The organism is Collimonas sp. PA-H2 (assembly GCF_002564105.1).
Lineage (GTDB): Bacteria > Pseudomonadota > Gammaproteobacteria > Burkholderiales > Burkholderiaceae_D > Collimonas.
This window is the reverse complement of sequence record NZ_PDBX01000001.1, coordinates 1,635,384-1,657,164: the sequence shown is the minus strand read 5'-3', so window position 1 is coordinate 1,657,164 and position 21,781 is coordinate 1,635,384. Positions and strand designations below refer to the sequence as shown.

Genomic DNA, 21,781 nt, shown 5'->3' with positions numbered 1-21,781 from the left:
AACACATGAATTCCGTCATTCAAAAAGCCAAGCGCATCATCATCAAGGTCGGATCCTCCCTGGTCACCAATGACGGCAAGGGGCTGGACGCCGGCGCCATTGCCAAATGGGCGACCCAGATTGCCGAATTGCGGGCCATGGGCAAGGAAGTGGTGCTGGTCAGCTCCGGTGCGGTGGCCGAAGGCATGCAAAGGCTGGGTTTCGACAAGCGGCCGACCAGTATCGACGAATTGCAGGCTTGCGCCGCCGTCGGCCAGATGGGCCTGGCGCAGATCTATGAAACCAGTTTCCGCGCGCACAATATCCGCACCGCCCAGGTACTGCTGACCCACGCCGACCTGGCCGACCGCGAACGCTACCTGAACGCGCGCTCGACCTTGTTCACCCTGCTGCGCTTCGGCGTGGTGGCGATCATCAACGAGAACGACACAGTGGTGACCGATGAAATCAAGTTCGGCGACAACGACACACTAGGTGCGCTGGTCGCCAACCTGATTGAAGGCGATGCCTTGATCATCCTGACCGATCAGAAAGGCTTGTTCACCGCCGATCCGCGCAAGGATCCGAATGCCGAATTCGTGCATGAGGCGAAAGCCGGCGATCCGGCGCTGGAAATCATGGCAGGCGATGCCGGCACCAGCATTGGCCGCGGCGGCATGATCACCAAGATTCTGGCCGCCAAGCGCGCCGCCAGTTCCGGCGCCCATACGGTGATTGCCTGGGGCCGCGAAGATGCGGTGCTGACCCGGCTCGCCGGCGGCGAAGCCATCGGCACGCAGCTGCTCGCGCAAACCGGACAACTGACTGCGCGCAAGCAGTGGATGGCGGATCATCTGAAAACCGCAGGCAAGGTAGTGCTGGACGCCGGCGCCGTGCAAAAGCTGCGCAACGAGGGAAAATCCCTGCTGCCTATCGGCGTCACCGCAGTGTCTGGCGAATTCGGCCGCGGCGACGTGATTACCTGCACCGATGCCGATGGTCATGCCATCGCGCGCGGCATCAGCAATTACACCAGTTCCGAAGCGCGCCGCATCATGCGCCATCCATCCTCGGAAATCCAGACCATCCTCGGCTTTGTCGAAGAATCGGAATTGATTCACCGGGACAATATGGTATTGGTCTGAGCGGATTGCCGCAGTACGGTCACCGCAGGCAATAAAAAACGGCTCCGCAGAACGCAGGAGCCGTTTTTCATTTATCAGGCTGGCGATCAGCTACCCGGCTTGATCGGGCGATTGCTGGTGAGTCTGCTGCGGATATCTTCAACTTTGCCTGCCACCATGCCATCCTGGCAAAGATAGTCTCTGGCCAGGGATGCGTGATGCCGGTTGCCGGCAGAATCATTGATCCGCTTCCAGTCGTTCAGGCGCGCCCGCGACCAGCTGCCATCCTTCTGGCCGAACGCATACAGCTTGCTCTCATAAGTCTGGCAGCGGATTCCCTCATAGCTGACATTTTGCGCTCCAGCCTCGCTCTTGCTGACCAGCGTATAGCGCACTACGCCATCTTTACCCGTCGAGATCGATTTGACGTCGATGAAGAAATTCATGGTGGCAGTCGGGCTGACATAGAACGACACCAGGTTGGCCACCTGCGGCGCCGGCGGAATCTCGGTCTTGATTTCTTGCCATGACTTGCCATCGTCATCGTCGTCGAAATCGCCGGGGTTCATTTTCATGGCGCTGCCTTGATCGAAGGAGTCGGCATGCACATGTGCGCTCATGCCCAGCAACAGCAGGCTGGCGGCCAGCAATCGTGATATTTTGGTAACGGGGATGCGTAAAACAAAAGCCATGGAGGCGCTCACTTTTTTTCGGGTTCAGCGGGTGTGGATTGGTTCGCTACACGCGGCCCGTGGCCGGTGCGCAGATGACGGGCGTGATGCGGCGTGCTTTGCAAAGGACGCGTCAGGAAACGTGATAATTCTTGCAAGGCGCGCTGATAGACATCCCGCTTGAATTCGATCACGACATCCAGCGGCACCCAATAGTCATGCCAGCGCCAGGCGTCGAATTCGGGATGTTCAGTCAGGCGCAGGTTGACGTCGCAGTCGCGTCCGGTCATGCGCAGCAGGAACCAGATCTGCTTCTGGCCGCGATAATGCCCGCGCACGTCGCGCTTGATGAAATGATCCGGCACCTCATAGCGCAGCCAATCGCGGGTACGGCCGATGATCTTGACGTGTTCCGCCTTCAACCCGATTTCTTCCTCGAGTTCACGAAACATGGCCTGCTCCGGGGTTTCACCGTATTTGATACCGCCCTGTGGAAATTGCCACGAGTGTTCGCGCACGCGCTTGCCCCACCAGACTTCATTCTGGGTATTGAGCAAGATAATGCCGACGTTCGGGCGAAAGCCTTCACGGTCAAGCATGTTGTTACCTCAAAACTTTCTGCGGCCAGGCGGTTCTCCTGCCTGATTCCTTGCTTGCTGTCATCATTGCGGAACAAAGCTGCCGGTCTAGCCCCGGTCAACCACTCTGTCCTCGCCCGATTAGGCGCGCAATCTGCCCCGGCCAGGGGTGCCTATGGCCAGAACATCAATCAAATGTGCAAAGAGTAGGCGCATCAGCCAGCTAATCCTTTAAAATTGAGTTGATTATAACCCTCTCTTTTTAAAAAGAATTCATCGTTATGCGCGCCTCCCGTTTTTTTATCTCCACGCTCAAAGAAGCCCCATCCGACGCGGAAATCGTCAGCCATAAACTGATGATGCGCGCCGGCATGATCAAGCGCATCAGTTCCGGCATCTACACCTATATGCCGATGGGCCTACGCGTGATCCGCAAGGTCGAGAATATTGTGCGCCAGGAAATGAACCGTTCGGGAGCGGTGGAATTGCTGATGCCGGTAGTGCAGCCGGCCGAACTGTGGCAGGAAACCGGACGCTGGCAGAAATACGGCGCTGAACTGATGCGCGTCAAGGACCGTCACGGCCGCGACTTCATCATCCAGCCGACTTCGGAAGAAGTGATTACTGACATCGCCCGTACGGAATTGCGCTCCTACCGCAAGCTGCCGGTGAATTTTTACCATATCCAGACCAAGTTCCGCGATGAGCGCCGGCCGCGCTTCGGCCTCATGCGCGGCCGTGAATTCACCATGAAGGATGCTTATTCCTTCGACCGCGACCTGGACGGCCTGAAGCAGTCCTACCAGATCATGTACGACGCCTACGTGCGTATTTTCAACCGCTTCGGCCTGCAGTTCCGCGCCGTGGCGGCGGATAACGGCGCCATCGGCGGCACCGGCTCGCATGAATTCCACGTTATCGCAGCTACCGGCGAAGACGCCATCGTGTATTGCCCGAACTCGGACTATGCCGCCAATATGGAAGCGGCCGAATCCCTGCCGCTGATTCCGACCCGCGCGGCGCCCACACAGGCGCTGACCAAGACGGCGACGCCAGGCAAGGCCAAGTGCGAAGCGGTGGCCGAGCTGCTGCAGCTGCCTTTGACGCAAACCATCAAGTCCATCGTGCTCACCGTTGAAAAAGAAGCAACGGATAAAGAGCCTGCCAGCAAGGTGGTGTGGCTGCTGATGCTGCGCGGCGATCACGAGCTGAACGAAATCAAGGCCAACAAGATCCCTGGCCTAGCCGGTTATCGCTTTGCCAGCGAAGCGGAAATCGTCGAGTATTTCGGCACGCCGCCTGGCTATCTGGGCCCAGTGAACACCAAGAAGCAGGTGACCGTGGTGGCTGATGTCAATGTGGCAAACATGCACGATTTTGTCAGCGGCGCCAACGAAGTCGATTTCCACTACACCGGCGTCAACTGGGGCCGCGACTTGCCTGAGCCTATGGTGTTCGATATCCGCAATGTGGTGGAAGGCGATCCGTCGCCGGACGGCAAGGGCGCGCTGGCGATCCTGCGCGGCATCGAAGTCGGCCACGTGTTCCAGCTCGGCACTGCCTACTCGGAAGCCATGAAGGCTACTTTCCTGGACGAAGGCGGCAAGCCGCAACTGTTGCAGATGGGCTGCTACGGCATCGGCATCACCCGCATCCTGGGCGCCGCCATCGAGCAGAACTTCGACGACAAGGGCATCATCTGGCCGCTGGCCATAGCGCCGTTTGAAGTTGTTGTATGCCCGATGGGCTACGACCGCAGCGAGGCGGTAAAGGCCGAAACCGACAAACTGTACGACGCGCTGCTGGCCGCCGGCGTCGACGTCATCCTGGATGACCGCGGCGAACGCCCGGGCGCCATGTTTGCCGACTGGGAGCTGATTGGCGTGCCGCATCGCATCGTCATTGGCGACCGTGGGCTGAAAGATGGCCAGATCGAATACCAGGGACGGCGCGACACTGAAGCCACGCAGGTGCCGCTGGCCGAGATGGAAGCGTTCATCAAAGCCAAGCTAGTTTCCTAAATACAACAAAGTCGCGGCGCAACGGTTTCTTGCGCCGTTTTCTTTGTATACTCCTTGAAAAATAAAAAGTGTTTCTTAGGGAGTATCGATTGCGCTGGTCTCGCTGGATGAGCGTGCTGTCCATCTTGCTGCTGTTGTTGAGCGGCATGGCACATGCCGGAAATCAAAAAGAAGAAGAACTGGCGGATTCGGTGCGTCTGGCCTTGTCGCGCGCCATCAATGACGCGCGGCCGCCGAAACCTCAGTTCAGCGACATCGACCAGCGCATCCAGTACCTGTACTGGCTGGGCGAAATGTCGGAACGCCTGAAGAAAAAACTGCCGGATGCGCAGGTGCGCATCGAATTTCTGGAAACCGCCTGGTATGAAGCCAAGCGCTCCGGTCTCGATCCCGGCATGGTGCTGGGCCTGATTCAGGTGGAATCGGCCTTTCGCAAATATGCCTTGTCCAGCGTCAGCGCCCACGGCTACATGCAGGTCATGCCGTTCTGGAGCCGCGTGATCGGCGATTCCGACCGCAGCAAGCTGTTCAACATGCAAACCAATCTGCGCTACGGCTGTTCCATCCTGCGCATGTACATCGATATGGAAAAGGGCAATCTGTATCTCGCGCTGGGCCGCTATAACGGCAGCCGCGGCCGCCCGGAATATCCGAATGCAGTTCTGGCGGCCTGGAAGCGCTGGGAATACAAGGATGCTTCACCGCTGCATACGGTCTCTGCCCACCAATAATTTCGCTTCGCTCTGACTGCGGCGCGCCCTGCGCTTGCAGCCTTTCACCTGCAGCTTTCCACTACAACACGATCCAGATAGCTGGTCCGGCAACGCCCGGGCCGGTCTCTTGCCGCCTTGCCGCAGGCTCGCTCGTGCACCGAATAATCCTCCAGCAGGAATTTCTCTAAGGCTTGGCGTAAATCGCTCAGGCGTCATCAAGTTGTAACAAGATGCAGTTACAGTTGTAACAGATTATTACAAATGCTTGCATATTTCTGATTGACAACACGGAGCGATGAATGAAATTAAGTATGTTGATTGCCGCCGCCACGGCGTCGGCGGTGCTGGCGGGGTGTAGCGGTTCCAGCAATTCACTGGTGGAGGCGCCGGTCGAGCGGCCGGAAGTCAAGCCGGCGGCAAAGAACGTGATTTTCTTCCTGGGCGACGGCATGGGCATCACCACCATGACCGCGGCCCGCATCTACAAGGTCGGGGAAGAGGGGGATCTGACTCTCGACACCTTGCCGGAAACCGGTTTCGTCACGACTTATTCAAACGATGCCCAGGTCACCGACAGCGCGCCGTCGATGGGAGCCTACATGACCGGGGTCAAGGCCAACAATGAGGTGATCTCGATGTCGGCCAACACCAGCGCCCGCGACGCCAGCGGCAAGAGCTATGTCAGCGGCGCCGACAGCACCTGTCCGAGCGGCAATGGCACGCCGGCCGATACCCTGCTGGAGATCATGAAAGCCAAGGGCTACAGCACCGGCGTCGTGACGACTACCCGGATCACCCACGCGACGCCGGCGGCGACCTATTCGCATATCTGCCACCGCGACGGCGAAAACAATATCGCCGCGCAGCTGACGCCCAAGGGCGCCGGTTTCAACAGCAAGCTGAGCGATGGCGTCGATGTGATCTTTGGCGGCGGCCGCCGCCACTTCCTGCCGAAGACCGATGCCGACAGCAAGCGCAGCGACAGCCGCGACCTGGTCGCTGAATTCAAGGCCGCAGGGTATGCCTACGCGGCCAATTTCGCCGACTTCGACAAGCTCAGCAACACGGCGCCGAAAGTGGTGGGCCTGTTCAACAAGGACCACATGACTTACGACCTCGACCGCGACGCGGCCAAGGAACCGAGCCTGGCGCAGATGACCGCCAAGTCGATCGATCTGCTGAACAGCAAGAAGAACGGCTTCTTCCTGATGGTGGAGGGCGGCCGCATCGATCACGCGCTGCACGCCACCAACACCCGCCGCGCCTTGCAGGAAACCGTCGCTTTCGACGATGCCATCAAGATCGCGCTGGACAAGATGCAGCAAGTCGATCCCGGTCTGAAGAACACCCTGGTAGTGGTCACCGCCGACCATGATCATTCGATCCTGCTGAACGGCTACGCCAAGCGCACCGGCAAGACCACCAGCAGCGAACCGGGCGTGCTCGGCCTGGTGAAGAATGTCCTGACCGGCCAACCGGAACGCGACATCAACAACAACCCGTACACCGTGATCGGCTTCGGCAACGGCCCCAACCATCTGGCTACGCGCGGCGCCTTGTCGGACATGCAGGTGGCTGACAAAGACTATCTGCAAGAGTCGGTGATCCCGACCGAAGCGGGCGGCGAGACGCATGGCGGCACCAATGTCTTTATCGGTGCGCAGGGCATGGGCGCCGGGAACATCCGCGGCGTGCTCGACAACACCGAGGTGTTCGGCCTGGTGAAAAAAGCCGTCGGCCTGTGAGGTCTCCAGCGAACGCTACGAATGCGTCGCGCAATGATCAAGTAAAACGAAACAAAGAGTGCAAAGGTCAGACATGAAAATTCAACTAGCAGCCTCCAAGCAATTCCCGCATCGCCTCCGCCAAGGCGCAGCCTTGTGCGCGCTGGCGTTGCTGTTCAGCGGCTCGGCCCTGGCCGCCGATGCGGTCCCGGCGAAAGCCAAGAACGTTATCTTTTTCCTGGGCGACGGCATGGGTCCGGTGACCGTCACCGCGGCACGCATCTATGGCCATGGCGAAGCCGGCCGCCTGACCATGGAGACCTTGAATCGGACCGCCCGTGTCAAGACTTTCTCGCTGGATGGCCAGACTACCGACAGCGCACCGTCGATGGCGGCCTACATGACGGGCGTCAAGATGAGGAACGACGTCATCTCGATGTCTTCCGACACCCATGCCTTCGATGCCAACGGCAAGCCATATCAAACCAAGGCGGATTCCACCTGTGTAGCCGGCAATGGCCAGCCGGTGCAGACTTTGCTGGAACTGTCCAAGGGGGCGGGCAAGGCAGTCGGTGCGGTCAGCACCACCCGCATCAGCCATGCCACGCCGGCTGCGACCTACGCCCATGTCTGTAATCGCGATGCCTACAACACCATCACCGAACAGGCGACACCGGGCGCGCCGCGTTATAACGCGGCGCTGAAAGATGGCGTCGATGTCTTGCTCGGCGGCGGTTTGCGGCATTTCCTGCCAAAGAGCAGTCCAGGCAGCCAGCGCAACGACGAGCTGGATGCACTGGGGATGTTCAAGGCCGCCGGCTATACTTATGTTGCCTCCGGCAGTGAACTGAAAAACCTCAATCCTGCCAATGTCAGCAAGCTGCTCGGCTTGTTTACCGCCAGCGACATGGATTACGAACTGGACCGGGTCAAGAAGAAGCTGAACCAGCCTAGCCTGGCCGAGATGACGGAGAAAGCCATTGGCGTGCTGAAGAAGAATCCGAACGGTTATTTCCTGATGGTGGAAGGCGGCCGCATCGACCACGCGTTGCACGGCACCAACGCCAAGCGCGCGCTGGAAGATACGCTGGCCTTCGATGCAGCGGTCAAGAAGGCGCTGGAACTGGTCGACTTGAAAGACACATTGATCGTGGTCACTGCGGATCATGACCACGCCATCGGCTTCAACGGCTATCCCAAGCGCGGCAATCCTATCCTCGGCAAGGTGGCGAATTATTCTGACGGAAAACTGGCGCTGGCGGCCGATGGCAAGCCCTACACCACGCTGGTGTTCGGCAATGGCAGCGCGCCGCGGCGGCCGGAAGACAGCGACCTGACCAATGTCGATACCGAAGCGGATGACTACCTGCAGCAAGTCGGCGTGCGCTTCGCCGGCTCGCCTGGTTCGGAAACCCATGGCGGCGGCGACGTCATGCTGTTTTCCGCCGGCGCCGGCAGCGACACTTTCAAAGGCACTTTTGAAAACATCAAGGTGTTTGGCAAGGTCAAGAATGCGCTTGGCCTGTAATACGGTTACCTGAGTAGTCCTTAAGCCGCCATCGTTCCGGTGGCGGCATTTTTTGGTGGGAAAATGATGTGCTTTAAAAAATGCAGGAATAGCTTGATGCTTGCTGTACTGGCCTTGGCGGCGCAGATGCCGGCTGCGCTGGCGGCGGAAGCGGTCAGCGGACCGGATCAGAATCTGCAGGTCCAGAACTATTCGATGACGATCGGACGCGATGGCGTCAAGCGCGAAACCACATTCACCGAGCGCGTGTATCGCCGCAACGACCAGGTCTGGACCGAGCGCCTGATCGCCAGCGAGTCCGCCGGGGAAGATGCTCACGGCGGCCATAGCCATCCGGATGCCGGCAGTTCGCCGATGTGGGTACGGCGCCAGGCCGACGGCGCGCTGGATGCCCGGCTGATCGAGCGTCATCAGCGGCGCAGCATCAAGGTTGATTCACAGTACTACGGCAATATCGGTTTCAACGGCAGCTGGGGTAGTACGTTTTTCCTGAGCGATCCGCAAAGCCTGAAAAACATGCGGGCGATTGGTGCCGCCAAGGACGGCGTGCAGCAATATGAAAGCAAGCGGGGCGATTTGACGGTGCGCGTCAGCTGGGACGTCAAGGGTCAGTATCCACGCCGGGTAGAGTCGCTGGACGCGCATGGCAAGGCGCGCCGCGAAACCTTGGTCAGCGTGATCGAAGCGCCCAAGGTCTTGCCATGGAACGCGCTGGCTGGTTATACCGAAATAGACTATTCGGATTTGCTCGATTAAAGCCCGTGTTTCTGCCGCGGCGTAAATGCTGCGGATACAAAAACGCCCGCGCGATGCGGGCGTTTTTGTTTGGCACCCAGGGCGGCGCAAAAGACTGCGGCTAGGCCCCAAGCATTATTTCAAGTGATCGGAAATGAGTTTTGTCATTTCAAACATCGACACTTCTTTTTTGCCGCCAAAGACAGCTTTCAATTTGTCATCTGCAACAATATTGCGCTTGTTTGCTGGATTTTGCAGATTGTGCTTCTTGATGTACTCCCACACTTTCTTGGTGACTTCAGTGCGTGGCAGTGGGGCCGCGCCGACAACCGCAGCCAGGGTGGCCGATGGCGTCAGTGGTTTCATGAATGCTGCATTAGGCTTGCGCGCTACAGTACCTGTTGCAGTTACTTTTTTAGGCGCTGCCTTTGGTGCCGATTTAGTCGGCGCTTTGGCTGGTGCGGCAGCTTTCTTTGCCGCTGGTTTTTTTGCTGCTGTGGCCATCTTTGAGCCTCCTTCAGGGATATGGGAAAAATGCGTCAAGCACGCATCGCTAATAGTGTTGCGCTTTTCTTGGCGATGCAAGCGTTTTTTATGGGTTTGTGCGGGATTTGATACGGAAGCGGAAGCCCCGCCGAGCCAGGAAAAATCACGGACTGGCGCGCTTGAGCGGCCGTTTGCGATGATCTTTGGAAATTCCGGGCAGGTAACAGTTGGCGCCGGCGGCCGCTGCCGAGCGTTCCGGGTCGCTCCGATTTGCTGAAAAGCCTTGCAAGTCAATGACTTGCAAGGCTTTTCAGGTCTTGCGGCAGTGCCTGTGCAGCGTTTAGCGCATGCCTGGCATCATGCCCTTCATGCCGCGCATCATTTTCATCATGCCGCCGCCCTTGAGCTTTTTCATCATCGACTGCATTTGGTCAAATTGCGACAGCATGCGGTTCACTTCCTGCACCTGCACCCCGGCGCCGACGGCGATGCGGCGCTTGCGCGAGGCCTTGATCAGCTCCGGCTTGGCCCGTTCCTGGGCAGTCATCGAATTGATGATGCCTTCCATCCGGCGTACCTGTTTCTCCGCCTGGTCCATATTGGCGCCGCCGGCGGCTTGCTGGAATTGCGCCGGCAACTTGTCCATCAGGTTGGACAGGCCGCCCATTTTCTTCATCTGGCCGAGTTGCGCCTTGAAGTCATTCAGGTCGAATTTGCCACCGCCCTTGATTTTGTGCGCCAGGTCTTTGGCCGCGGCGACGTCGACGCCTTTCTGCGCCTCTTCAACCAGCGCCAGGATATCGCCCATGCCGAGAATGCGGTTGGCCATGCGGGTCGGATCGAAAGCTTCCAGGCCGTCCAGTTTTTCGGCGGTGCCGGCAAACTTGATCGGCTTGCCGGTGATATGCCGCACCGACAGCGCTGCGCCGCCGCGCGCATCGCCGTCCAGCTTGGTCAGCACGATGCCGGTCAGCGGCAAGGCGTCGCTGAAGGCCTTGGCGGTATTGATGGCGTCCTGGCCGAGCATGGCGTCGACCACGAACAGGGTTTCGATCGGCTTGACGGCGGCATGGATGGCGCTGATTTCCTTCATCATCGCTTCGTCGATGCCGAGTCGGCCGGCGGTGTCGATGATCAGGACATCGTGGTAATGGCGCTTGGCATAGTCCAGCGCGGCCAGGGCGATATCCACCGGCTTGTCGGTAATCTCGGTCGGGAAGAAGTCGGCGCCGACCTGCGCCGTCACGGTTTGCAGCTGTCCGATCGCGGCTGGACGATAGACGTCGGCGGAAACGGTCAATACTTTTTTCTTCTTTTGTTCACGCAGATATTTGGCTAGCTTGCCGACTGTGGTGGTTTTACCCGCACCTTGCAGGCCCGCCATAAGGATGATGGCCGGCGGCTGCGTGGCAAAACTCAGCTGCGAAGCTTCCGGGCCGAGATCGGCGCCCATCAGCGACGCCAGCTCGCGCTGCACCACGCCGACCAGGGCCTGGCCGGGCGTCAGCGAGGCGATGACTTCTTCGCCCAGCGCTTTTTGTTTAACGTTGGCGATAAATTCGCGCACGGCAGGCAAGGCGACGTCGGCTTCCAGCAAGGCCAGGCGGACTTCGCGCAGCATTTCCGCGGTATTGGTTTCGGTAAGGCGCGCTTCGCCGCGCATGGTTTTGACGACTTTGGCGAGGCGTTGGGTAAGATTGTCGAGCATGGGTACGCAGCGTTTCCAGAAGAGGTGCAATCGGTCAATGTGAACCGGCGCGCGCGCAACTGATGCGCCAGCGCGCTGCAAAAGGTCACAGTAATGCTTGTAAACCGCCATTTTACCTGATGCCGGACAAACACCTAGCATTCAGGGGCGCAGCAAAGGTCTGTGCATTAAATAGCAGGAGAAAAATGATGTGCAAATTGCAAGAAATGAAGCCGGGCTTCGACCGCATGCATGTTCGCCTTGTTTGAGCACGCCGCGCGGACGCCACATGTTGTAAACTTACACGATGCAAACATCTCTTTTCGTTCTGGTGGCGCTGCTATATATAGGCTGCACCTTTTTGCCGGCTAGCCGGCGCCAGACTATTTCGATTGTCGTTGCCGCCGCCTGGTTGCTGCACGGCGGCGTGCTGTGGGCCGACGTGGTCGGGCCGGAAGAGTTGCGGGTCGGCTTTTCCATGATGCTGTCGGCGACCTTATGGGTGTCGGTGGCGGCCTATTGGCTTGAAAACCGCAACTACACCCTTGACGGCTTGCGGGTGCTGGTGCTGCCGATGGCGGCCCTGGCAGCGGTCCTGCCCGCAGTGTTTCCAGGAAATATGGTGCCCCTGAACGGCAAGTCGCCGGTTTTCCTTTGGCATATCGTGATTTCCATTCTGGCTTACAGTACGCTCACGATTGCTGCCTTTCATGCCGTGCTGATGGTGTTGCAGGAATCGCGCCTGCATACCCGGCCGGGCGGCGTCAAAGCCGGCTGGTTCGGACTGGCGCTGGATCGCTTGCCGGCGTTGCTGACTATGGAAAAACTGCTGTTCCGCCTGATTGCTTTCGGATTTTTCCTGTTAACGCTGACCGTGCTGTCAGGCGTGGTGTTTTCGGAAGAATTGTTCAACAAGGCCTTCAAATGGGATCACAAGACCATTTTCACCATGTTGTCATGGGCCCTGTTCGGCCTGCTGCTGGCCGGCCGCAGATGGCAGGGCTGGCGCGGCCGCACCGCACTCAGTTTTACCTTGACCGGGTTTGCCATTTTGTTACTGGCGTATGTAGGGAGCCGTTTCGTGCTTGAAGTTGTGTTGCATCGGGTATTGGTATGAAATTCATTATTTTAATTATCATTGTGCTGGCCGTTATCGTCTGGCTGCAGCGCCTGCAGAAAAATCTCGGCCGCGATCGTTCGTCCTCGACGGGATCCCCATCTTCTGGCGGTGCGGCCTCCGCCGCCAATGAACCGGCGCAGGCTGAGGCGATGGTGGCTTGCGTCCATTGCGGCATCCACTTCCCGGCGTCGGAAGCGATTGCCGATGCCTCCGGCGCGCCTTTCTGCAGCGCTGAACATCGCCGTCTGCATTCCTCCTAGCGCGCTCAATACTTGAACATTTGCGTTCATTCCGGGCCGGGCTCGCCTGCCGAGGGCGGCCAGTCTGGAATTTCAACATTCATCGCCAGACAGGATATTTGCGCATGACCAGCTCCAGCCTCACTTCGCAGAGCGAAAAGCCTGACACTTTCTGGCGCACGCTGCAAACCTTCAACGTGACGCGGATCGTGGTTGCGATGGTGATGCTGGCCTATGTCAGCAGCCAAAGCAAAGGCGAGATATGGTTTTCCCAACTCTTCACGGGTACTGAAACCTGCGGCGTCTATCTGCTGTGCGCCGTCCTCTTCACGCTGGTGACGGCCTACCACCGGCGCCATTACATGCTGCAGATCGTGCTGCCGATCACGGTCGACCTGGTCGCGGTGTCGATTCTGTATATAGGCGCCGGCGGCGCCAAAAGCGGCTTGGCGATCCTGTATCTGTTCCCGCTGGCCGGTGCGGCGATTCTGGCGCCCTTGCTGGTGGCGCTGCTTTTTGTCTCGATCGCGACCATGGTGCTGCTGGCGGACAGCGGTTATCAGATTCTGCAATCTTCCCCGGATATCTCCACCGTGCAAGCAGGCTTGTATGGCGGCGCCTTCTTCTTCGCCGTGCTGGTGATCAACCGCCTGGCGCACAAGCTGATCAAGCAGGAAGAGCTGGCAACTCAGCGCGGCCGGGATTTGCGGGTGCAGATGGACATCAACCGCATCGCCATCAAGGATATGGGCGACGGCTTGCTGGTGGTCGATCCGATCGGCACGCTGATCATGGCCAATCCGGCGGCGGAAAGGATGTTGGGCCTGTCGTTCACGATGTCGGACGACGAGCCGCGCCATAAGCTGAGCGATTATGCCTTGCTGGCGCCGATCACCGATGCGCTGTTTGCCTGGGAATCAAGGGTCAGCGATTTGCCGCGTCCTGGCGCGCCAGTGGTCGGCGAGGCGGTATTCGTCACCATCAAGCATACCGACGATCTGGGCCAGGAAGCGGCCCCCATAGACTGGAGCGGCCGACGCGAGCTGGCGGCGCACCTGAAAGTGCGCTTTGCCGCGGTCAGGATGCGCGAACTGAGCGAGTATCGCGCCGTCATTTTCTTGCAGGATGTCAGCGAAATCGAAAATCAGGCGCAGCAGCTGAAACTGGCCGCCATGGGCCGCCTGACCGCCAGCATCGCCCATGAAGTACGCAATCCGCTGGCCTCGATTTCCTATGCCGCCACCTTGCTGTCAGAGGAGGCGGGCAGCCAGACGCAAGCGCGGCTGGTAACGATCGTCGAAGACAACGTGGCGCGCCTGGACCGCATGATCGAGGATATCCTGAAGCTGTCGCGCAAGGCGCAGCGCCAGCTGGAACCGATTCAGCTGGCGCCGCTGCTGCACGATATCGTCAACGATTTCAAGCAGACGCACGCGGTGGCGCCTGGCGCCATCGCCCTCCAGATCGAACTGACGGACCGTTACCACGTCTGGTTCGATCCGCTGCATTTGCGCGAAGTGGTGACCAATCTGCTGTCGAATGCGGTGCGCTACGCCAGCGGCCGGCCGGGCGGCATGCGTTTGCACATCATGTCCAGCGTCGCCGGACGGCTGGAGCTGCATGTGCAGGACGATGGCGAACCGATTTCGCCGGCGGTGCGGTCGCACCTGTTCGAGCCGTTTTACACCACTTCCAGCAAGGGCACCGGACTGGGCTTGTTTTTGGCGCGCGAATTGTGTTTGAATAACGGCGCATTACTTGATTATGAATACCGGCATGATGTTCAAGGACAGAATTCCAGCCATGTTAGTGGTCGTTTTGTTATTGCGTTTGCTCCCCGTGATCCTCTGTCATTAGCTGACTAGAACTATTAAAAAAGACCATTGCCATGACTTCACCCCGTATTCTGGTCGTCGATGACGAAGCCCACCTGCGCGAACTGCTCGAGATCGCACTGGTCAAGATGGGACTCGATGTCGACAGCGCCGACAGCCTAGCCGCTGCGCGCAGCCATCTGGCCAGCAATGAATATGCACTGATCCTGACCGACATGCGGCTGCCGGACGGCCTCGGCATCGAGCTGGTGCGCGAAGTCACCAGCGGCGACAAGGTGATTCCGATCGCCGTGATTACCGCCTACGGCAGCGCCGACAACGCCGTGGTGGCCTTGAAAGCCGGCGCTTTCGACTATCTGTCGAAGCCGGTGGCGCTGGATCAGCTGCGCCTGATGGTGCAATCGGCGCTGCGCATCGGCAAGCCGGCCGAGAACCCCCGCCAGTCCGGCGATGTCAAGGCTCGCAGTAACGGCAACGCCTTGCGCCTGATCGGCCAGTCTGCCGCCATGCAGGAATTGCGCACCCAGATTGTGCGGCTGGCGCGCAGCATGGCGCCGGTGGCGATTACCGGCGAGTCAGGCAGCGGCAAGGAGCTGGCTGCGCGCGATATCCATGCGCTCAGCCCGCGTGCCGACAAGCCGTTTGTCGCTGTCAATTGCGGCGCCATTCCGGAAGCCTTGATGGAGGCCGAATTCTTCGGCTACCGTAAAGGCGCATTTACCGGCGCCGCCGATGACCGCGAAGGATTTTTCCAGGCGGCCAACGGCGGCACCCTGCTGCTGGATGAGGTCGCCGACCTGCCGCTGGCGATGCAGGTCAAGCTGTTGCGCGCGATCCAGGAGCGGCGCGTGCGCAAGGTTGGGGCGACGGTGGAAGAACCGGTGGACGTCCGTTTGATCAGCGCCACCCACCAGAATCTGGCCGAGTGTGTCGAATCAGGTAGATTTCGCCAGGATTTGTACTATCGTTTGAATGTTATCGAATTAAAACTGCCGCCGTTGCGCGAACGCCTGGATGATCTGGGCTTGCTGATCAGTGCAGTGCTGGCGCGCTTGTCGGTGTTTGCGCCGCAGGCGGGGCAGGTGACGCTGGCGCCGGCAGCCATGGAAGCTTTATGCGCTTATGCCTTCCCGGGCAATGTGCGCGAGCTGGAAAATATCCTGGAACGGGCGCTGGCGTTTGCCAACGACGGCGTGATTGAAGTAGCGGATCTCGGCCTCAAGGGCGGCGGCAACGGCCGTGTGCTGGAAGCGCAAAGCCTGGATCAGGGCTATCTTGATGATGCAGGCGCCGGCCCGGTTATCGGCGCTGCGGCCGGTTTCGAGCCGGTTGCCGCCGCCGCGACAGTGTTGCTGGGCGGTTCCGAGTTGCCACCGTCGCTGCCGGACTATCTGGACAATATCGAGCGCGATGTCATCCGGCGGGCGTTGACGCGCACGCACTTTAACCGGACCAAGGCGGCCGATCTGCTGGGCATCAGCTTCCGCCAGTTGCGTTACCGCATGCAGCGTTTATCGATTCACGAGCAAGACTAAGGCAAGGTAACAATGACGGAGCAGAGTACGCTTCACCCCTACTTCGAAGTCGGCGCCGACGGCTGGTGCCGTCCCGATGAAGTGGTGCGCCAGTCGTCGCCTAACTGCGATGCCCGGCCGGACGGCAGCGTCATCGATCTGCTGGTGATCCATAACATCAGTCTGCCGCCTGGACAGTTTGGCGGTCCGTATATTGCCGACCTGTTCGGCAACCGTTTAGCGTATGATGCGCATCCTTATTTCGAACAGCTGCGGCCGCTGCGGGTTTCATCCCATTTCCTGATTGTGCGCGACGGCGGCGTGATCCAGTTCGTGTCTGCCAATGAGCGCGCCTGGCACGCCGGCGTTTCCAGTTTCGAAGGGCGTGAACGCTGCAATGATTTCTCGATCGGGATCGAGCTGGAAGGGACCGATTTCGAAGAGTTTTCCGTGATGCAATATAGTGCGCTGGCTGCGCTGACCCATGCGTTGCAATTACGTTATGCGCTGACTGCAGTGGTCGGACATGAGCATGTCGCGCCGGGCAGAAAGACCGACCCGGGTCCGTTTTTTGACTGGACCCAATACCAGCAAGCCTTAGCCGGGCATGTGCCGGAAATCTCCGGCAAGCAGCCTTTGCGCTTTCCTGCCATAGCAAAAAAAGTCAATTAAATAGTCTCTTTTTGAATATAAAAAGATCCTACTTTTGGATTGCATCGGCAGGGTCTAGGTACTACAATTAGTAAAAATCAAATCCAGAAAACTATATGTAGTGTTTTTTTGTATCTCTTCATTGGCTTGTTTTGCATGGTCTGTCCACTTTGTGGTGTTTTGTTTTTGTACTCATATCAGTATGAATGCAGGTGTCGGACAGGCTGCTAAGCGGCCTCTGGATTTGTTGTCGGTCATTGATTGTTGGTCATCGCGTACCCCTTTTTAACGCTAAATTTTCTCGTGTTATCCAGTTTTGGGCATCAGTCATGAACGCCTGCGGAGAGCTCGCCGACAGCGCAATGACGGATGTAGGAACAGCAAGAAGTAGCAAGAATCAGCAAGAATCAGTAAGAAGCAGCGATATCTGAACCATCAACGGTTCCACGGTTCTAATTAATAACAGCAGGCGTAATGAGTTCGTCTGCTTTCACAGTCTCGGGAGGCTCAGTGCAATCTACTCAAGAAATTTCCGTTAAATCATCAGCCGAAGTTGCTGGTGTTCCGTCAGCAACCGGTAGCGGCTCTCCCGTCAAGGTAGCCAGCAGTTTTGGCGACTACAGAATTATCCGGCGCAATGGCGCCGTGGTCGGCTTTGAGCCATCCAAGATCTCGATCGCCGTCACCAAGGCCTTCCTCGCTGTCAACGGCGGCCAGGGCGCGGCCTCGGCGCGGGTGCGCGAACTGGTCGAGCAGCTGACCTCCAACGTTGTCGCCGCCCTGGTGCGCCGGCAGCCGAACGGCGGCACCTTCCATATCGAAGATATCCAGGACCAGGTCGAACTGTCCTTGATGCGCTCCGGCGAACACGATGTGGCGCGTGCCTACGTGCTGTATCGCGCCAAGCGCATGGAAGAGCGTTCGCAGCAGCAGCCGGCAGCCAAGTCAGTGGCCGGCGGCGCGGAACTGTTTGTCACCGAAGACGGCCAGCGCCGTGTGCTGGACATGAACCAGGTGCGCGACTTGATTACCGCTGCCTGTATCGGCCTGGAAAAGCATGTCGACGCCGAAGCTATCCTGGCCGAGACAGTCAAGAACCTGTACGACGGCGTGCCGGTGGAAGAGCTGCACAAGTCGGCGATCCTGGCTGCCCGTGCGCTGATGGAAAAAGATCCTGCCTACAGCACGGTCACCGCGCGTCTGCTGATGCACACCATCCGCAAGGAAGTATTCGGCAAGGAAGTGGCGCAAGCCGATGCGCCGGCGGAATATCTTGAATATTTCCCGAAATTTATTAAAAAGGGTATTGAAGCCGATCTGCTGGATGCCAAGCTGGCCCAGTTCGACCTGGCCATACTGGGCGAAGCCCTGCAGCCCGAGCGCGACCTGCAATTCGGTTACCTCGGCCTGCAAACGCTGTATGACCGCTATTTCCTGCACGTGCGCGATATCCGCATCGAAATGCCGCAGGCTTTCTACATGCGCGTGGCGATGGGCCTGGCATTGAACGAAGTCAACCGCGAAGCGCGCGCCATCGAGTTCTACAACCTGCTGTCCAGCTTCGACTTCATGAGCTCGACGCCGACCCTGTTCAACTCGGGCACCCAACGCTCGCAGCTGTCGTCTTGCTATCTGACTACGGTGGCTGATGACCTCGACGGCATCTACGAAGCCATCAAGGAAAACGCCCTGCTGGCGAAATATGCCGGCGGCCTTGGCAACGACTGGACGCCGGTGCGTTCGCTGGGCGCCCATATCAAGGGTACCAACGGCAAGTCGCAAGGCGTGGTGCCGTTCCTGAAAGTAGTTAACGATACCGCTGTGGCGGTCAACCAGGGCGGCAAGCGCAAGGGCGCGGTCTGCGCCTACCTGGAAACCTGGCACATGGATATCGAGGAATTCCTCGACCTGCGTAAAAACACCGGCGACGACCGCCGCCGCACCCACGACATGAACACCGCCAACTGGATTCCGGACCTGTTCATGAAGCGCGTGATGGAAAAGGGCGAGTGGACCCTGTTCTCGCCAAGCGATGCACCGGACCTGCACGACAAGGTCGGCAAGGCCTTCGAAGCAGCTTATACCGGCTACGAAGCCAAGGCTGCCCGCGGCGAGCTGCGCCTGTTCAAGAAGATCCAGGCGCTCGACCTGTGGCGCAAGATGCTGTCGATGCTGTTCGAAACCGGCCACCCATGGATTACCTTCAAGGATCCATGCAACATCCGTTCGCCGCAGCAGCACGTCGGCATGGTTCACAGCTCCAACCTGTGCACCGAGATCACGCTGAACACCAATGAATCCGAGATCGCGGTCTGCAATCTGGGCTCGGTAAATCTGCCGGCGCACATGAAAGACGGCCAGCTGGATCATGCCAAATTGCAGAAAACCATCAATACTGCGATGCGCATGCTGGATAATGTGATCGATATTAACTATTATGCAGTGAAGAAGGCGCGCGATTCCAACCTGCGGCACCGTCCGGTTGGTCTCGGCATCATGGGTTTCCAGGATTGCCTGCACATGATGCGCATGCCTTATGCCTCGAAAGCAGCGGTTGAATTTGCCGATACCTCGATGGAAGCAGTCTGCTACCACGCTTATTGGGCATCGACCGAACTGGCGGAAGAGCGCGGCCGTTACAGCAGCTATCGCGGTTCCCTGTGGGATCGTGGCATCCTGCCGCAGGATTCCCTGAAATTGCTGGCGGAAGAACGTGGCGGCTACCTCGAAGCCGACATGTCGGAAGCGCTGGACTGGACTCAGTTGCGTGCCCGCATCAAGGAATTCGGCATGCGAAACTCGAACTGCGTGGCGATTGCGCCGACAGCGACGATCTCGAACATCATCGGTGTATCGGCATGTATCGAACCGACTTACCAGAACCTGTACGTGAAATCGAACCTGTCCGGCGAGTTCACCGAAATCAATGCATACCTGGTGCGTGACTTGAAAGCGCGCGGTCTGTGGGATGAAGTCATGATCTCCGACCTCAAGTATTTCGACGGCAGCCTGGCCAAGATCGACCGCATTCCGCAAGATCTGCGCGACATCTACGCAACCGCCTTCGAAGTTGAACCGTCCTGGCTGGTGGAAGCTGCATCGCGCCGCCAGAAATGGATAGACCAAGCACAGTCGCTGAATATCTATATGGCAGGCGCATCCGGCAAGAAGCTGGATGAAACCTACAAGCTGGCGTGGTTGCGTGGCCTCAAGACCACCTACTACCTGCGTACCATCGGCGCAACGCATACCGAGAAGTCGACTTCGAAAACCGGTGCACTGAATGCGGTGGCGGTAGACGGCGGCATGAGCGGTGGCGCGGCGGCGACTTACGGCACTGCAGCAGTGGAAGCAGCGCCGCAGGAACTGGACGGCCCAGCATGCACCATGCGTCCTGGCGATCCAGGATTCGAGGAATGCGAAGCTTGCCAGTAATACTGTTTAGATAAAACGAAACATTTGCAAAGAAAGTAGGGTGGGCAGGAAGTTTTGCCCACGCGTTACCGCAACAAACCTGGTGACGGATTTGACACCACGCGTGGGCACAGCGCCCACCCTACGAAAGATAAAGGAATAAAGAATGCTCTCCTGGGATGAAGAAAAAAGTTCGGCGCCCGCTCCTCGTACCCCGTCGGCACAGCCAGGGTTTGTCCCCTCGGCCCGCCCGCAAATGTCCGATACTGCTCTCAACCCGGCATTGATGGGTCAGGCGGCTGCAGCGCCTGTGGTCGACACCACCCATCGCGTCAATGCTGCCGACAAGCGCATCATCAACGGCCACACCGACGTCAACCAGCTGGTGCCGTTCAAGTACAAATGGGCCTGGGACAAGTACCTGGCCGGCTGCGCCAACCACTGGATGCCGCAGGAAATCAACATGCAGCGCGATATCGAGCTGTGGAAGAACCCGAACGGACTGACCGACGACGAACGCCGCCTGGTCAAGCGCAACCTGGGATTCTTCGTCACCGCCGACTCGCTGGCGGCCAACAATATCGTGCTTGGCACCTACCGCCACATCACTGCGCCGGAATGCCGCCAGTACCTGCTGCGCCAGGCGTTTGAAGAAGCGATCCACACCCATGCCTACCAGTACATCGTGGAATCGCTAGGCCTGGACGAGGCGGAAATCTTCAACGCCTACCACGAAGTCAAATCGATCCGCGACAAAGACGAGTTCCTGATCCCCTTCATCAATACGCTGACCGATCCCGAGTTCAAGACCGGCACTACTGAAAACGACCAGAAACTGCTGCGCTCGCTGATCGTGTTTGCCTGCATCATGGAAGGTCTTTTCTTCTATGTCGGCTTCACGCAGATCCTTGCGCTGGGCCGCCAGAACAAGATGATGGGCGCCGCCGAACAGTATCAATACATTCTGCGCGACGAGTCGATGCACTGCAATTTCGGGATCGATTTGATCAACACGATCAAGATGGAAAACCCGCATTTGTGGACACCCGAATTCCGCGATGAAATTAAAGCGTTGTTTTTAAGCGCAGTGGAGTTGGAATATCGCTACGCAGAGGATACAATGCCGCGTGGAGTGCTCGGTTTGAATGCGCCAATGTTCAAAGGGTATTTGCGGTTCATCGCAAATCGCCGCGCGCAACAGATCGGACTGGACCCGATGTTCCCTCAGGAAGAAAATCCCTTCCCCTGGATGAGTGAGATGATCGATCTGAAAAAAGAACGCAACTTTTTTGAGACTCGTGTAATCGAATATCAAACCGGCGGTGCACTGAACTGGGAATAAAGGCTTCAGATCTCGGACAAGAATTAATGTAGTGGATGGATGAGGTGAGGAGACCTGCAGCGCTTAGTACATAAAAAAGTCTGCAAACTGAAAGGTGATTTCCAAACTTAATGAACAACCAAAGACAGAAACGTACTTATCTGTTGTCGCCGCTTACCCCGATTCAATCGGGTTTGGCGGCGTTTTCTTTGGAAAAATCTAAAAATTTTTGTAACAGAATTCCGACGCCGGCCTAGCCGCTGGCGTTTTTTTGGTTAGGGATCGCCGCCGACAGGTGTTGCGAAGACCTTCTCCCCAGTCTTGGAACTGGCGAAAAGACCCTGGCCGATAATGGCTGAAGTGCTGCATCAATGAGGGGATGGAGCAGTTCAGCTGGTGCCGAATTCATTAGCGCAAGCAGAGTTGATTGCGCCGATGAAT

At 58.3% G+C, this 21,781-nt stretch carries 17 protein-coding genes; 13 read left to right on the top strand and 4 right to left on the bottom strand.

Annotated features, from left to right (window positions below; translation table 11 throughout):
• The first annotated feature begins 5 nt into the window (after nucleotides 1-5).
• Nucleotides 6-1,124 carry a glutamate 5-kinase gene (proB, locus tag BCF11_RS07440; protein WP_098497370.1) on the top strand — a complete coding sequence of 373 codons (1,119 nt, stop codon included), beginning with the start codon at nucleotides 6-8 and terminating at the stop codon, nucleotides 1,122-1,124.
• An 86-nt stretch (nucleotides 1,125-1,210) separates the two neighbouring features.
• On the opposite strand, the gene BCF11_RS07435 is transcribed toward proB, so the two are convergent.
• On the bottom strand, nucleotides 1,211-1,795 hold the full coding sequence (locus BCF11_RS07435) for a CNP1-like family protein (RefSeq protein ID WP_098494180.1): 585 nt from the start codon (nucleotides 1,793-1,795) through the stop codon (nucleotides 1,211-1,213).
• A gap of 8 nt (nucleotides 1,796-1,803) precedes the next feature.
• The gene (locus BCF11_RS07430) at nucleotides 1,804-2,373 is read right to left on the bottom strand and encodes an RNA pyrophosphohydrolase (protein WP_098494179.1); all 570 of its coding nucleotides are present in this window, start codon (nucleotides 2,371-2,373) and stop codon (nucleotides 1,804-1,806) included.
• Between the two features lie 260 nt (nucleotides 2,374-2,633).
• Between BCF11_RS07430 and BCF11_RS07425 the strand changes: the two genes are divergently transcribed.
• From BCF11_RS07425 to BCF11_RS07405, 5 genes are all read left to right on the top strand, one after another.
• Nucleotides 2,634-4,373 carry a proline--tRNA ligase gene (locus BCF11_RS07425; protein WP_098494178.1) on the top strand — a complete coding sequence of 580 codons (1,740 nt, stop codon included), beginning with the start codon at nucleotides 2,634-2,636 and terminating at the stop codon, nucleotides 4,371-4,373.
• Between the two features lie 107 nt (nucleotides 4,374-4,480).
• Complete coding sequence (locus tag BCF11_RS07420) at nucleotides 4,481-5,104, top strand: lytic transglycosylase domain-containing protein (protein WP_098494177.1); 624 nt, start codon at nucleotides 4,481-4,483, stop codon at nucleotides 5,102-5,104.
• Between the two features lie 281 nt (nucleotides 5,105-5,385).
• Nucleotides 5,386-6,831: an alkaline phosphatase gene (locus BCF11_RS07415; RefSeq protein WP_098494176.1), complete on the top strand. Its 1,446-nt coding sequence runs from the start codon at nucleotides 5,386-5,388 to the stop codon at nucleotides 6,829-6,831.
• A 73-nt stretch (nucleotides 6,832-6,904) separates the two neighbouring features.
• Nucleotides 6,905-8,338, top strand: a complete 1,434-nt coding sequence (locus tag BCF11_RS07410; protein WP_098494175.1) for an alkaline phosphatase — start codon at nucleotides 6,905-6,907, stop codon at nucleotides 8,336-8,338.
• Nucleotides 8,339-8,434: 96 nt separating this feature from the next.
• Complete coding sequence (locus BCF11_RS07405; RefSeq protein ID WP_098494174.1) at nucleotides 8,435-9,094, top strand: hypothetical protein; 660 nt, start codon at nucleotides 8,435-8,437, stop codon at nucleotides 9,092-9,094.
• A 114-nt stretch (nucleotides 9,095-9,208) separates the two neighbouring features.
• On the opposite strand, the gene BCF11_RS07400 is transcribed toward BCF11_RS07405, so the two are convergent.
• Nucleotides 9,209-9,577, bottom strand: a complete 369-nt coding sequence (locus BCF11_RS07400) for an SWIB/MDM2 domain-containing protein (protein WP_062119149.1) — start codon at nucleotides 9,575-9,577, stop codon at nucleotides 9,209-9,211.
• A gap of 322 nt (nucleotides 9,578-9,899) precedes the next feature.
• A complete protein-coding gene (ffh, locus tag BCF11_RS07395; RefSeq protein ID WP_062119146.1) occupies nucleotides 9,900-11,267 on the bottom strand; it encodes a signal recognition particle protein in 1,368 nt (455 codons plus the stop codon).
• 286 nt (nucleotides 11,268-11,553) lie between these two features.
• Between ffh and BCF11_RS07390 the strand changes: the two genes are divergently transcribed.
• The 7 genes from BCF11_RS07390 (at nucleotide 11,554) to BCF11_RS07360 (ending at nucleotide 21,361) form a co-directional block, all read left to right on the top strand.
• Nucleotides 11,554-12,363, top strand: a complete 810-nt coding sequence (locus BCF11_RS07390) for an inner membrane protein YpjD (RefSeq protein WP_098494173.1) — start codon at nucleotides 11,554-11,556, stop codon at nucleotides 12,361-12,363.
• On the top strand, nucleotides 12,360-12,626 hold the full coding sequence (locus BCF11_RS07385; protein ID WP_098494172.1) for a PP0621 family protein: 267 nt from the start codon (nucleotides 12,360-12,362) through the stop codon (nucleotides 12,624-12,626). Before BCF11_RS07390 ends, BCF11_RS07385 begins: the two co-directional genes overlap by 4 nt.
• Before the next feature lie 104 nt (nucleotides 12,627-12,730).
• Nucleotides 12,731-14,470, top strand: a complete 1,740-nt coding sequence (locus BCF11_RS07380; RefSeq protein ID WP_233212407.1) for a PAS domain-containing sensor histidine kinase — start codon at nucleotides 12,731-12,733, stop codon at nucleotides 14,468-14,470.
• 23 nt (nucleotides 14,471-14,493) lie between these two features.
• The gene (locus BCF11_RS07375; protein WP_098494170.1) at nucleotides 14,494-15,975 is read left to right on the top strand and encodes a sigma-54 dependent transcriptional regulator; all 1,482 of its coding nucleotides are present in this window, start codon (nucleotides 14,494-14,496) and stop codon (nucleotides 15,973-15,975) included.
• Nucleotides 15,976-15,987: 12 nt separating this feature from the next.
• Nucleotides 15,988-16,626 (top strand): 1,6-anhydro-N-acetylmuramyl-L-alanine amidase AmpD, encoded by a 639-nt coding sequence (ampD, locus tag BCF11_RS07370; RefSeq protein WP_098494169.1) that lies wholly within the window; start codon nucleotides 15,988-15,990, stop codon nucleotides 16,624-16,626.
• 489 nt (nucleotides 16,627-17,115) lie between these two features.
• Complete coding sequence (locus tag BCF11_RS07365; protein WP_098494168.1) at nucleotides 17,116-20,040, top strand: ribonucleoside-diphosphate reductase subunit alpha; 2,925 nt, start codon at nucleotides 17,116-17,118, stop codon at nucleotides 20,038-20,040.
• A gap of 145 nt (nucleotides 20,041-20,185) precedes the next feature.
• Nucleotides 20,186-21,361, top strand: coding sequence for a ribonucleotide-diphosphate reductase subunit beta (locus tag BCF11_RS07360; RefSeq protein WP_098494167.1), 1,176 nt, complete (start codon nucleotides 20,186-20,188; stop codon nucleotides 21,359-21,361).
• Nucleotides 21,362-21,781: the final 420 nt, after the last annotated feature.